The organism is Gordonia sp. SMJS1 (assembly GCF_029866425.1).
Classification (GTDB): Bacteria; Actinomycetota; Actinomycetes; order Mycobacteriales; family Mycobacteriaceae; genus Gordonia; species Gordonia hongkongensis.
In genome coordinates, this window is the sequence record NZ_CP123381.1 from 1,865,774 (window position 1) to 1,878,961 (window position 13,188).

At 69.4% G+C, this 13,188-nt stretch carries 10 protein-coding genes; 3 read left to right on the top strand and 7 right to left on the bottom strand.

Going from position 1 to position 13,188, the window contains the following annotated elements; all coding sequences use genetic code 11:
* Positions 1–77: 77 nt before the first annotated feature.
* From QAD21_RS08530 to QAD21_RS08550, 5 genes are all read right to left on the bottom strand, one after another.
* The gene (locus QAD21_RS08530; RefSeq protein ID WP_055475098.1) at positions 78–506 is read right to left on the bottom strand and encodes a hypothetical protein; all 429 of its coding nucleotides are present in this window, start codon (positions 504–506) and stop codon (positions 78–80) included.
* Between the two features lie 174 nt (positions 507–680).
* A complete protein-coding gene (locus QAD21_RS08535) occupies positions 681–3,446 on the bottom strand; it encodes a molybdopterin cofactor-binding domain-containing protein (protein WP_068970317.1) in 2,766 nt (921 codons plus the stop codon).
* The gene (locus QAD21_RS08540; protein ID WP_055475096.1) at positions 3,443–4,291 is read right to left on the bottom strand and encodes an FAD binding domain-containing protein; all 849 of its coding nucleotides are present in this window, start codon (positions 4,289–4,291) and stop codon (positions 3,443–3,445) included. The genes QAD21_RS08535 and QAD21_RS08540 overlap by 4 nt, the downstream gene beginning before the upstream one ends.
* Before the next feature lie 181 nt (positions 4,292–4,472).
* Positions 4,473–5,969 carry an MFS transporter gene (locus QAD21_RS08545; RefSeq protein ID WP_055475095.1) on the bottom strand — a complete coding sequence of 499 codons (1,497 nt, stop codon included), beginning with the start codon at positions 5,967–5,969 and terminating at the stop codon, positions 4,473–4,475.
* Positions 5,970–6,082: 113 nt separating this feature from the next.
* Positions 6,083–6,868: an SGNH/GDSL hydrolase family protein gene (locus QAD21_RS08550; RefSeq protein WP_055475094.1), complete on the bottom strand. Its 786-nt coding sequence runs from the start codon at positions 6,866–6,868 to the stop codon at positions 6,083–6,085.
* A gap of 524 nt (positions 6,869–7,392) precedes the next feature.
* On the opposite strand from QAD21_RS08550, the gene QAD21_RS08555 reads away from it, so the two are divergent.
* Positions 7,393–10,782: a pyruvate carboxylase gene (locus QAD21_RS08555; protein WP_055475093.1), complete on the top strand. Its 3,390-nt coding sequence runs from the start codon at positions 7,393–7,395 to the stop codon at positions 10,780–10,782.
* Between the two features lie 37 nt (positions 10,783–10,819).
* On the opposite strand, the gene uraH is transcribed toward QAD21_RS08555, so the two are convergent.
* Positions 10,820–11,146, bottom strand: coding sequence for a hydroxyisourate hydrolase (uraH, locus tag QAD21_RS08560; RefSeq protein ID WP_055475092.1), 327 nt, complete (start codon positions 11,144–11,146; stop codon positions 10,820–10,822).
* Positions 11,143–11,646, bottom strand: coding sequence for a 2-oxo-4-hydroxy-4-carboxy-5-ureidoimidazoline decarboxylase (gene uraD / locus QAD21_RS08565; protein ID WP_055475091.1), 504 nt, complete (start codon positions 11,644–11,646; stop codon positions 11,143–11,145). The genes uraH and uraD overlap by 4 nt, the downstream gene beginning before the upstream one ends.
* 51 nt (positions 11,647–11,697) lie before the next feature.
* On the opposite strand from uraD, the gene QAD21_RS08570 reads away from it, so the two are divergent.
* Positions 11,698–12,282, top strand: a complete 585-nt coding sequence (locus QAD21_RS08570) for an NTP transferase domain-containing protein (RefSeq protein WP_055475090.1) — start codon at positions 11,698–11,700, stop codon at positions 12,280–12,282.
* 129 nt (positions 12,283–12,411) lie between these two features.
* The gene (locus QAD21_RS08575; protein WP_055475089.1) at positions 12,412–13,182 is read left to right on the top strand and encodes a hypothetical protein; all 771 of its coding nucleotides are present in this window, start codon (positions 12,412–12,414) and stop codon (positions 13,180–13,182) included.
* Positions 13,183–13,188 lie beyond the last annotated feature (6 nt).

Here is a 13,188-nt window from a genome sequence, read left to right on the forward strand (position 1 = left end):
ATCGTCTGGGGTTCCGGTGCTGACAGAACGCGCTCCACCGCCGAGGGGTGCCTCGACGGTGGAGCGTGGGTCGGGATCTAGCGGTATTCGGCCTTCGGCTGCCAGGTCGAGACGGCCCAGATGACCACGATGTCGAGAGCGATGATGAGGATCGACCACCAGGGGTAGTAGGGCAACCACAGGAAGTTGGCGATGATCGACAGACCGGCGATCACGATCGCGGTGAACCGTGCCCAGGTCGCGCCGGTGACGAGTGCGATGCCGACGCCGGCCATCACGACCCCGAGGGCGATGTGAATCCAGCCCCATGTGGTGAAGTCGAGCTTGTAGACATACTCGACGCCGCGGACGAAGACCTCGTCCTCGGCGACCGCGGCGATGCCCTGGAAGAGTTGGATGACACCGAGGACGATGAGGATGATCGCGGCGCCGATGGAGGTCCCCGCGGCGATGTTCTGTGAGGTGGATGGACGGTTGTTCTCGTGGGTGGGTGCGGTGTGAGTCATGACGACGCCCTTCTCTGGACAACCTTGACTGTGGACTACACGTACAGGGGGAGTGTCCTCCGAGTCATGCCGCCCCGCAACCGTTTCGGCGAGAGCGGGCCCAGAATTGTGACCATGGGCCGGAACTCGATGCCGTTGCCGCGCAAACCGATGCGCATTGCTAACGAAAAGGGGTCAGGTCTCTTGCCGAGCGAGTCGCCAGATGCGGTCGCGTGACATCGGCGTCTCACCGGGCCGGCTCCCGAGTGCGCGACGGATGGCGTTCGCGAGCGCCGGCGCGACCGGGTTGTACGGTGACTCGCTCATCGATTTGGCGCCGAACGGGCCGAGTTCGTCGCTGGTGTCGGCGAAGTAGACCTCCGTGACGGGGATGTCGGCCATCTGCGGGACGCGGTACACCCGGAAGACGTTCGTGATCGGCCGTCCGGCCTCGTCGATCATGATCTCCTCGTAGAGCGCGGTGCCGATGCCTTGCGCGACACCACCTTCCACCTGGCCGCGACATTGCTCGGGGTTCATCACGGTGCCCGCGTCGGCCGCGTGCACCGATTGCAGGATGCGGACGGTGCCGGTCTCGGTGTCGACCGCGACGCGGAAGGCCTGCACGTTGAACGCGATGGACCGCATCTCCCCGCGTTCGGCGCCCGCGGCGACGGCGCGCGGTCCCGCGGGGTGCTCGACCCGGTTCGACGGGTCGACAGCGCCGATGAGATCGGCGAACCCGACGATCCGGCCGTCGACGAGCGCGCCCTCCACGCCGAGGCCGACCTGTGCCGGGTCCGCTCCGGTGAGCTGCGCCGCGGCGTCGACAAGGGTGTCACGCAACGCGAGACATGCTGAGTGCAGCGCCTTCCCGGCCACGGTCGTGCCCGCCGAGGCGAACGCCCCGGTGTCGTGCACGACGGCATCGGTGTCGCCGTGCCACAGCGAGACCCGGTCGAGTCCGGTCGACAGCGCGGTGGCGACGATCTGGGCGTGGACCGTGGTCGTGCCGTTGCCGAACTCGGCGGTGCCCACGCCCACGTGGTACGTGCCGGCGGCGTCGACCGCGACGGTGACGTCGGCGAAGTGCCCGCGGGGGGCCATGGTGGCGATCGCGGCGATGGCCATGCCCTCGCCGACGCGCCAGCGGTCCCCCGACGGTGCCTCGACCCCGTTGCCGGCGTGCAATGCACGCTCGGCCAGATCGAGACACTGGTCGAGTCCATAGCTGCCGTAGACCAGGTCGACCTCGGGTTCGGCGCGTGCGATGAGGAGGGGATCGCCGTCGGCGACGGCGTTGCGGCGTCGGAACTCGAACGGGTCGATGCCGAGTTCGATCGCGAGTTCGTCCATCGCGCTCTCCACGGCGAAGACCACCTGGCCGAGGCCGTAACCCCGGAACGCGCCGGACGGCGGGTTGTTGGTGTAGACGACCTCCGCGTCGAGGCGCTTCATCGGGCAGTTGTACACCGACACCGATTCCGCGCACGCGTGGAACATCACGCCGATCGCGTGGTTGCCGTAGGCGCCGGTGTCCGACAACAGGTTCACGCGCAGGCCGGTGAGCCTGCCGTCCGCGTCGGCTCCGACATCGACGGTGACCCGCATCGGGTGCCGGTACGTGGTCCGGGTCAGTTCGTCGGTGCGGCTCATCTCGTAGGCGCAGGGTTTGCCGGTGCGGAGTACGGCCAGGGCGACGAGGTCCTCGGTCAGCATCTCCTGCTTGCCGCCGAACCCACCGCCCACCCGGGCGCTGAAGACCCGGATACGCTCCGGCGGCAGATCGAAGAGGAGCGCGAGCTCGTTGCGGACCAGGAACGGGACCTGGGTGCTGGTCCGGATGACGAGGCGCCCGTGTTCGTCGAACCACCCGATCGACCCGTGGGTTTCCAACTGGGCGTGGGAGACCCGCCCGCTGGACCAGGTGCCGTGCACAGTCGCCGACGATGCGGCGAGTGCGGCCTCGACGTCGCCGCCGAACCCCTCGTGAAAGGTGGCGATGACGTTGCGATGGGCCTCGGCGACCCGGTCGGCGGGAGTGCGATCGGGGTGCAGCAGTGGGGCTCCGGGGCTTCTGGCCGCTTCCGGGTCGAAGACCGCGGGCAGAACTTCGTAGGTGACGTCGATGAGCGCCAGGGCCTGGTCGGCGACGGCCGGGGACGACGCGACCACCGCGGCGACCCGCTGACCGACGAATCGCACCACCGGGTCGAAGACGAGTGTGTCGTCGGGATCCTCGAGGCGGCTCTCGTGGCGTCCCGTGGAAAACCGCGGAGTGGAGACGTTTTCGTGGGTGAAGATCAGCTCGACGCCGGGTAGCGCGGCGGCGTCGGTGGTGTCGATGGCGGTGATCCGTGCGTGCGCGTGCGGCGAACCGAGTACGTGGATGTGCAACGTCCCGGGCGTGGGGACGTCGAAGGTGTACGGCTCGGTTCCGGTCACCACGCGCCGGGCGGCGAGCGGAGCGACCGACTCGCCCACGAATGGCCGTTGCGCGGGCTCCGCGGGCGCAGCGGGGGATGCGGTGCCCGTGGCGGCCGCGGTGATCGCGTCCCGGATGGAGCGGTAACCGGTGCAGCGGCAGAGGTTTCCCTTCATCCGCCGCGGCAGGTCGGGGAGATGCTCGGCGGTGACGGTGGAGGCGGTCACGATCATTCCGGCGGTGCAGAAACCGCACTGGAATCCGAAGTTGTCGACGAAGGACTGCTGGACGGGGTGCAGGTCGTCGGGGGTGCCGAGCCCGGCCACCGTCGTCACCGACTTCCCGGCGGCGCGGTGAGCGGGATAGATGCAGGAGTGCACGGGCTGTCCGTCGACGAGCACCGAACACGCCCCGCAGTCGCCGGCGTCGCAGCCCTTCTTGACCTCGTAGTGTGCGTGTTCGCGGAGCAGCATCCGAAGGCACTGTCCCGCAGCGGGTTCGGCGTCGAGCGACTCTCCGTTGACCTCGAATCTCATGCGCCGGCTCCGAATCCCATGTCCTTGATTCCGTTCGTCGCCGACGACAACTCCGTGCGGATCTCCTCGCCCAGCACCGCCGAGACGCCGCGGCGCCAGTCGGCCGAACCCAGCGCGTCGGTGTAATAGCCACTTGCCGAGACGATGTCGTCGTGCAGCGCGTCGCGGGTCGGTAACCCGGTGTAGCGCAGAACGGTCGGCCATTCGGTGGCCGCGGTGATCCCGAAGGTGGCGGCGCCGTCGTCGTCGACCCGGCCGGTCACCACGGCCCCCGAGCGACCGAGCTCGGCGAGGGCGATCTTGCGCACGGAGGTGCGGGCGCGTAACGCGTGGGCGGGGAAGTCGATGGCGCGCAGGACTTCTCCCGGTGCCAGGAGGTTGATGCCGTTGCCGATGACCAGCTCGGCGACGGGTAGATCGCGGTCGGTGCCATCGGGACTCCACACGTGGGCGGTCGCGTCGAGCCCGACCGCCAGCGAGACCATCGACGCCGCCGCGTACGACCGGCAGATGTTGCCGCCGACGGTCGCCATGTTCCAGATCTTGAACGACGCCAGCAGTGCGTTCGCGCACTGCGCGAACATCGGGTGGGCCACGAAGCCGGAGCGCGGGGGGAGTGCGACGAGTTCGGCGATCGTGCAGGTGGCCGCGATCCGGAGACCACCTCCCGGCAGGTCTTCGACAGGTGCCCAACCCATCTCGCTCAGGTCGACTAGTCCCGTGGTCGCCGGCTGCGGCTCGGAGAACACCCAGGTGCCACCGGCGACGATCTGTTCGCCGGGCGCGGGGAACGCCTCATCCCGCGTGCGCGCGAACCGGTAGTGGGAGACGGCGGTGAGGTCCATCAGCGTGCCTTGTCGAGGAGGCGGGATGCGGCGGTGGGTGGCTCCCACCGTACGAGGCCGATGCGCCCGTCGGAGCGGATCGCGGAAGTCGACGTCGAGAGAAGCACGGCGTCACGCTACGTGCATCCGGTGCGGTCCGCATCTCGTGGGCCGGCGACCCGGCCCACAGGTGACCGGGTCGTCAGACCGGGGTCTCGGTGCTGCGGCCGTGCGCGGGAATCGCGAAGGCGACCACGGCGGCGATCGCACTCATGACGAGGGCGATGGCCGACGCCCACAGGTAGCCCTCGGCGGTCGGCACCTCGATCGCGGTGCCGTCGGCGACGGGAACCGAGATCATCGACCACGTCAGCAGCATGCCGACCGCGGCGGCGGCCGTCGAGGTGCCGATGATCCGCATGAGGGCGTTGACGCCGTTGGACTCGCCGGTCTGCTCGACGCTGACCGACTGCATGATGAGCGCCGGCATCGCGGAGTAGGCGATGCCGAGACCGGCGCCGATGCAGCAGGCGATGACCATCATGTGGATCCAGGTGAGGTCCCACGGGCCGGCGATCCCGACGATGAAGATCACGTAGCCGATGCCGATGATGACCGCGCCCAGGGCGAGGGAGATGCGGGCGCCGAAGACGGCGTTGATGCGACCGCTGATGTGTGAGAACACGAACATGACCAGACCGCTGGGCGCGAGGATGAGACTCGCGTGCACCATGTCGTACCCGAAGCCGTCCGGGCTGTTCGTCGGGGCCATCAGCAACTGGATCGGGATGAGTTGCATCGCGTAGAAGGCGAAACCGGTCGCGATCGACGCCAGATTCGTCAACAGCAGCGGGCGCTTGCCCAGGATGCGGAGATCGATCAACGGACTGTCGCGACGGAGTTCGACGAGGACCCACACGCCCAGCGACACGAGGAAGCCGGCGAACAGGCCGAGCGTCAGCGGAGCGGACCATCCCCACTCGGCGCCCTTGGACAACGGCAGCAGCAGACAGACGAGGAGCACCGTCAGACCGAGGGCGCCGAGCGCGTCGAACCGGCCGCCGGAGGGCTTGGCGGTGGAGCGGACCGTGAGGGCCACGCCGACACCGGCCAGCGTCGCGGCACCCGCACACGACCAGAACAGGGCGTGCCAGCTCACGTGTTGGGCGATGAGGGCGGCGACGGGGAGCCCGAGCGCACCGCCGATGCCGAGTGAGGCGCTCATCGTTCCCACCGACGAGCCGAGGTGGCGGGGCGGGACGATGTCGCGCATGACGCTGATGCCGAGCGCGACGATGCCGAAACCCAGCCCCTGGAGACCGCGGCCGATGATGAACAGCGGGAGCGACGTCGCGACCGCGCAGGCCACGGAACCCGCTGCGACGAAGCCGAGACTGACCAGGATGGCGAGGCGTTTGCCGTACATGTCGCCGATCCGCCCGCCGATGGGGGTGGCGACCGCGCCGAGCAGCAGCGTGATCGTGATCGCCCACGTGGTGTCGGAGGCATCGGCGTGCAGCAGCGCGGGGAGCTGAGGGATGAGCGGCACGATGATCGTCTGCATCAATGCGACAACGATGCCGGCGAGGCAGAGCACGGCCACCGCGAGCCGCGGGTGGGGCTTCTCGGCGGTGGGATCGGGGGGCGGGAGGTCCGGAGTGCTGTCCGTCGTTCCGTCGGCGTCGGTGCGGCTGGTCACGCCGTCATCCCGCTGGTTCCGCTCATCGATTGTGCACACCTCCGAACGACCAGGATATCCGGCGGGCCGCGGGTGCAGACGTTCGCACCCGGCGGGAAGCCTCGGCGTCCGGGCTACGCGAGGTCTGCCAGGCCGACGGGACGGGGCCAGCGCGGGGTGAGTCCGTCGCCCGACGAGACGCCGCGGATGCGGCGCACCACCCAGGGGCCGAGAAAGGTCCGCGCCCACTCCGCGTTCTGACGCCGCTGCTCCCGCCGGGTGGCGACCGCGGCGGCGGCCATCGTCTCGGGCGTGATGTGGTGGTCGACGCCGAGCAGGTCGAGGACCCGGCCGGCCATCTGTGCGTGACCGAGCGGCGACATGTGCAGGCGATCGGCGTCCCACATGCGGTAGTCGTCATAACCGGCCATCCGCCAGAAGTCGCAGATCAGTGCACCGTGCTTCTCGGCGACCGCCCGGACGAGTTCGTTGTAGATGGCGACCCGTCCACGCAGCATCCGGAACACCGGAGCCCATCCGGTGTCGTAGGCGGTGAAGACGACGACGGTGGCGCCCGTCGCGGTCAGGTCGCGCAGGGCCTCGTCGTACCGCGCGATCATCGCGTCGAGGTCGAGGGACGGGCGCATGAGATCGTTGCCGCCGGCGTAGATGGTGACCAGGTCGGGCTCCAGGGCGATCGCCGGACCGATCTGCTGGGCGAGCACCTCGTCGAGCAACCGGCCGCGGATGGCCAGGTTCGCATAGCCGAAGCCCGCCCCGCCCTCGGCGGACGCCGCGGCGGCGAGTTGTTCGGCGACACGGTCGGCCCACCCGCGTACCCCGTTGGGTCGGGCCGGGTCCGGATCGCCGACTCCCTCGGTGAACGAGTCGCCCAAGGCGACGTAACGGGTGAAGCCCACGGCAACGCCTTCCGGTCGGATCGGAGTGGTTCCGACGACGCTAATCCCGTGCGCCGTCGGCCGACAAAGCGAGCCCGTGACAGAGCGATCGGTCGGCATTCCGACGGAGCGATCGATCGGCATTCGCGAATTCCCGACGCTGCGGATCTCTCATTGTCGAATCCTGCTGGAGAGTATTTCTCAACACTGCGGCAATGAGTGCCACGTACATTGCGCGGCAATTGTTTTCGATCACCTTTCCCGAGGCGTCACAGTGCCGTGCCGCCGCCTTTCCGACGCGGTGGACGGCGTCGGGGAGCACGGTTTCCGAGGGGGTCGAAGGCGGTGTGAGGGGGTGGCCGAACGGCCGGTCTCGGTGAGTAGGATCACGACGTGAACTGCCCGTGGAAACGGGTCGGCGTCGTCGGGACATTCGCGTCGATCCGTGCCCGCCGGGAGTTTGTTCGCGCGATCTCCACCGCGATTGTGCGAGTCGCTGAGCACGCGCCGGACCGGCGCAGGCGTGAGAGAAAGAGAACACCACGATGTTCGACAAGGTTCTGGTCGCCAACCGCGGCGAGATCGCCATCCGCGCATTCCGCGCCGCCTACGAACTGGGCGCGCGCACGGTCGCGATCTTCCCGTACGAGGATCGCAACTCGGTGCACCGGCTGAAGGCCGACGAGTCCTACCAGATCGGGGTGCCGGGACATCCGGTTCGGGCCTACCTGTCGGTCGACGAGGTCGTCAGCGCGGCGGTCCGGTGTGGCGCCGATGCTATCTACCCCGGTTACGGATTCCTGTCGGAGAACCAGGGTCTCGCCGCCGCGTGCGCGGAGGCGGGCATCACCTTCGTGGGCCCGAGCGCCGAGATCCTGGAGATGACCGGCAACAAGGCGACCGCGGTGGCCGCGGCGAAGGCGGCTGGGATCCCCGTGCTCGCGAGCTCGGAGCCGTCGTCGGATCTCGACGAGTTGCTCGCCGCGGCGGAGGACATGCAGTTCCCGGTCTTCGTCAAGGCGGTCGCGGGTGGCGGCGGGCGGGGGATGCGCCGCGTCGACGAGCGTGCCGACCTCGCCGAGGCCATCGCGGCCGCGTCGCGCGAGGCCGAGGCCGCGTTCGGCGACGCGACGGTGTTCCTGGAGCAGGCCGTGGTCAACCCGCGGCACATCGAGGTGCAGATCCTCGCCGACACCTACGGCAACGTCATCCACCTCTACGAGCGCGACTGCAGCCTGCAGCGCCGCCATCAGAAGGTGATCGAGCTCGCGCCCGCACCGAACCTCTCCGACGAGTTGCGCGAGCAGATCTGCTCGGACGCAGTGGCTTTCGCGCGATCGATCGGCTACTCGTGCGCGGGCACGGTGGAGTTCCTGCTCGACGAACAGGGTCGCCACGTGTTCATCGAGATGAACCCGCGTATCCAGGTCGAGCACACGGTGACCGAGGAGATCACCGACGTCGACCTCGTCAGCGCGCAGCTGCGCATCGCATCGGGGGAGTCGCTGGCGGATCTCGGACTGACCCAGGACACGATCCGCATCCGCGGTGCCGCGCTGCAGTGCCGGATCACCACCGAGGACCCCGCCAACGGCTTCCGGCCCGATGTCGGGCGCATCACCGCCTACCGTAGCCCCGGCGGTGCCGGCGTCCGGCTCGACGGCGGTGCGAACCTCGGCGCCGAGGTGAGTGGCCACTTCGACTCGATGCTCGTCAAACTGACTTGTCGCGGACGGGATTTCCCGACCGCGGTGCGGCGTGCGCGCCGCGCCGTGGCCGAGTTCCGAATCCGTGGCGTCGCGACCAACATCCCGTTCCTGCAGGCGGTGCTCGACGATCCGGATTTCCGCGCCGGGCGCGTCACGACCTCGTTCATCGACGAGCGTCCCGGTCTGCTGACCTCGCGTTCGTCAGCCGACCGCGGTACCAAGATCCTGTCGTACCTGGCCGACGTCACCGTGAACAAGCCGCACGGTGAGCGGCCCACCACGGTGTACCCGCGCGACAAGCTGCCGACCGTCGAGCGTTCGGTGCTCGCCTCGCCGCCGAACGGCTCGCGGCAGCGTCTGCTGGAGCTCGGACCCGAGGGGTTCGCGCGCGACCTGCGCGAGAACCCGCGGCTGGGCATCACCGACACGACGTTCCGCGATGCGCACCAATCGCTGCTCGCGACTCGCGTGCGCACCAACGGGCTGCTCAACGTGGCGCCGTACGTGGCCGCGCTGACCCCCGAACTGCTGTCCGTCGAGTGCTGGGGCGGGGCGACCTACGATGTGGCGCTTCGCTTCCTGAAAGAAGACCCGTGGGATCGGCTGGCGCAGTTGCGGGAGGCGATCCCCAACATCTGTCTGCAGATGCTGTTGCGCGGCGCCAACACGGTCGGCTACACGCCGTATCCCACCAAGGTGACGACCGCGTTCGTGTCCGAGGCGACCGACGTCGGCATCGACATCTTCCGGATCTTCGACGCCCTCAACAACATCGACGCGATGCGACCCGCGATCGACGCGGTCCGCGAGACCGGCACGGCGGTGGCCGAGGTGGCGATGAGCTACACCGGCGATCTGTCCGACCCGGGCGAGGACCTCTACACGCTCGACTACTACCTGCGGCTGGCCGAACAGATCGTGGAGGCGGGCGCGCACGTCCTGGCGATCAAGGACATGGCGGGTCTGCTGCGCGCTCCCGCGGCGACCACCCTGGTGTCGGCGCTGCGGCGTGAGTTCGATCTGCCGATCCACGTGCACACCCACGACACCCCGGGCGGACAGCTGGCGACCTACATGGCCGCGTGGCAGGCGGGGGCCGACGCGGTCGACGGCGCCAGTGCCGCGCTGGCGGGCACCACGAGCCAGCCGCCGCTGTCGGCGATCGTCGCCGCGACCGCCCACACCGAGCGGGACAGCGGCATCGACCTCGCGCGGGTGTGTGACCTCGAGCCGTACTGGGAGGCGCTGCGAAAGGTGTACTCGCCGTTCGAGTCCGGTCTCCCGGCGCCGACCGGGCGGGTCTACTCGCACGAGATCCCGGGCGGGCAGCTGTCGAACCTGCGGCAGCAGGCCATCTCCCTCGGGCTGGGCAACCGGTTCGAGGCCGTCGAGCAGGCGTACGCCGCCGCTGATTCGATGCTCGGCCGACTGGTCAAGGTGACCCCGTCGTCGAAGGTCGTCGGCGACCTCGCGCTCGCGCTGGTCGGCCGCGGCATCACCGCCTCGGACTTCGCGGCCGACCCGGCGTCCTACGACATCCCGGACTCGGTGATCGGCTTCCTGCGCGGCGAGCTGGGCGACCCACCCGGTGGCTGGCCCGAACCGCTGCGCACCCTCGCGCTGCAGGGCCGCGCGCCGGCCCCCGAGGTCACCCCACTGTCCGCCGACGACGAGGCCATCCTCGACAAGCCGGGTCGTGACCGTCAGGTCCGGCTCAACCACCTGCTCTTCCCCGGTCCGGCAAAGGAATTCGAGGAGCACTACGAGGCCTACGGTGACACGTCGAGGCTCTCGGCCAACCAGTTCTTCTACGGACTGCGCTACGGCGAGGAACACCGCGTCGAACTCGAACCCGGTGTCGATCTGCTCATCGGGCTGGAGGCGGTCAGCGAACCGGACGAGCAGGGCATGCGGACCGTCATGTGCGTCCTGAACGGTCAGCTGCGCCCGATCGCGGTGCGCGACCACTCCGTCGACTCGGCTGTCGCGTCGGCGGAGAAGGCGGACCGCTCCAACCCGCACCACATCGGTGCCCCGTTCGCGGGCGTCGTGTCGCTGTCGGTCGACGTCGGCGACGAGGTCGCCGTCGGCGCGACGATCGGCACCATCGAGGCGATGAAGATGGAGGCGGCGATCACCGCCCCGGTCGCGGGCACCGTGACCCGACTCGCCATCGGACAGGTGACGCAGGTCGCGCCGGGGGATCTGCTGATCGAGATCCGCTGAGCAGATCGGCGGCGGGGCGCCTGGCCCCGCCGCCGGTTCAGCTACCCCGGTACGTCGAGTAGGCGAAGGGGCTCAACAGGATCGGTACGTGGTGATGTCGCCCGGGATCGTCGATCTCGAAACAGACGTCGATCTCGGGATAGAAACCCTTGATGTCGTTGTCGGCAAACCAGTTACCGGTGTCGAAGACGAGGTGGTAGATCCCGGGGACGAGCGCCTCGGTGTTCACTGCGGTGATGCGACCGTCCGAATCAGTGCTGCCGCTGGACAATTCGGTCCCCGACGCATCCTGCAGGGACACCTCGAGGCCGACGGCGGGTGAACCCGACACCGCGTCGAGGACGTGCGTGGACAGACCGGTCATCTCGAAATCCCTTCGTCGGCGGCGTGCTCGGTCGACAGCATACGGAGCAGGCGGGCGCGGTTGATCTTCGCCAGTTCCGCACGCAGTACCCGGCGTTCGGTGGAGGCGTCGTTGGTCATCCGTGTCCGGAGGATGGCGAGCAGCTCGTCGGCGGGCCGCTCGTTCGCGAAGACCAGGTAGACGTGCCCGAACCGCGCCTCGTAGGCGACATTGGCGTCTCTCAGCTCGGCGAGCACCGAGGCCGACGAGCCCGCCACCCCGGACTGTTCGCGCGCCGACGAGGCGTTGTCGGGCCGGTCGCCGATCCGCGGATGCCCGGCGAGCGCCTCGTCGAGGTCGTCCTCGCTGATCTCGGCCAGTGCTCGATCGGCGGCATCGAGCACAGCGGGTACATCGCCGAAGGGCCGCGCGAGCATCATGCGCTCGACCCAGGCCGTCGATGCGCAACAGCTGCGCAGTGCTGCACGGGCTTCGTCGTCGTCCATCTCGTTGAGCCGCATGATGACCAGCCTAGGAGGCGTGGTCGCTGACGGCGCGTGGAAGATGGGGCGATGGACGACGTCACCGGGACAGCGCCCCCGGACGACCCCGCGGGACGGGTGCTCGGTGTGGTACTCGCCGCCGGAGCCGGGACCAGGTACGGGATGCCGAAGATCCTCGCGCACGACGGCCAGTGGCTCGAGCGGGCGGTCGCGGCGTTGCGCGACGGCGGTTGTTCCGAGGTGACGGTCGCCATGGGCGCCGCGGTCGTCGAACCACCGGCCGGTGCCGAGACGCTGATCGTCGAGGACTGGGCCGACGGCGTCGGCGCCACGGTGGCGGCGGCCCTGCGGTGGGCGATGGCACGACCGGACGCGGCGGGGCTGACGGTGCACGTGGTCGACACCCCGGCCACGGGCGCCGACGTCGTAGCCCGCGTTCTGGGCGCGGCATCGGGTGACCGCGCACTTCTCGCGCGAGCGGTCTTCGACGGCAGTCCGGGGCACCCGGTGTACATCGGTGCCGACCATTTCGGACCGGCTCTGCGTGTGGTCGATGGTGACGTGGGTGCTCAGGTGTATCTCCGGTCCCGGGCGGTGACCCGCGTCGAGTGCGGGGATCTGGCGCCCGGCGTGGACATCGACGAGCGGCCCTGACCGGGGATCAGCGTGCCCATTTCGAGACCTTCTCGTCGCCGTTCCGGTGCACGGTGATCCCACGTGGGACGACGTCCATGTCTAGGGTGCAGACATAGCCGGGTAACGGAGCGCTATTCGTCGAAGCGGGTGATCACCGTGGCGCACGATCGTCGTCGACGCCTCACCGCGATTCTCGCCGCGCTCGTCGTGGGAGCCGGCCTCGCGGCATGCGCCACCGGGCCCGACGGACCGGAGCGGACACCGCCGGCCCACGCCGCGCAGGACGCGCATCTGCCGCCCGGATTCGACACCACCTTCCGCTGGACCGCGACCGGTGTCCTCGATCCACAGTCCGCCGAGGGCACCTTCGTCCGAGCCTTCACCGAGTCCTTCGAACTCGCCAACGCCGGACGGTCGGCGCGGTGGGGCTACCCCGGTTTCGCCGACGCCGCGCCGTCGAACATCGACCAGATGGTGACGGCGTACCCCCCGATCCAGTCGACCTCGGGCCGCGAGGTCGGCACCGCCTTCTATCAGGGGTTGCGCCGCGTCGACGACAACGGCTGGGCGCGAATCGTGATGTGCCGTCACGGGTATCGGTCGGTGCAGCAGAACGGCGAGTGGACCGTCGGATACGACACCCCGCGGCCGGTTGAGATCGACATCCGCCGCGTGGGAACCGATCCCGCGGCCGCACCACGCGGGGGCGAGCGGACCCCCGGCGCCGACGTGTTCGGCGGCTGGTACACCTCCCGCTACGACTTCGCGGCCCTGTATCCGACGCCGACCCCGGATCAGAAGGCGTGCGCCGCAATGACTCCGGACGGTATGCCGCAGTGGCTGCCGATGGCCGACACCGAGCCGTGGCCGGCCCAGCAGCCGGTACCGGGGTGGTCGAGCTATCCGGGCGCGGCCTGACTCCGC

What these genes read in the sequence shown, in the direction of transcription:
- QAD21_RS08530 (WP_055475098.1), bottom strand. Translation starts at nt 506, where the DNA reads ATGACTCACACCGCACCCACCCACGAGAACAACCGTCCATCCACCTCA.
- QAD21_RS08535 (WP_068970317.1), bottom strand. Translation starts at nt 3,446, where the DNA reads ATGAGATTCGAGGTCAACGGAGAGTCGCTCGACGCCGAACCCGCTGCG.
- QAD21_RS08540 (WP_055475096.1), bottom strand. Translation starts at nt 4,291, where the DNA reads ATGGACCTCACCGCCGTCTCCCACTACCGGTTCGCGCGCACGCGGGAT.
- QAD21_RS08555 (WP_055475093.1), top strand. Translation starts at nt 7,393, where the DNA reads ATGTTCGACAAGGTTCTGGTCGCCAACCGCGGCGAGATCGCCATCCGC.
- uraH (WP_055475092.1), bottom strand. Translation starts at nt 11,146, where the DNA reads ATGACCGGTCTGTCCACGCACGTCCTCGACGCGGTGTCGGGTTCACCC.
- uraD (WP_055475091.1), bottom strand. Translation starts at nt 11,646, where the DNA reads ATGCGGCTCAACGAGATGGACGACGACGAAGCCCGTGCAGCACTGCGC.
- QAD21_RS08570 (WP_055475090.1), top strand. Translation starts at nt 11,698, where the DNA reads ATGGACGACGTCACCGGGACAGCGCCCCCGGACGACCCCGCGGGACGG.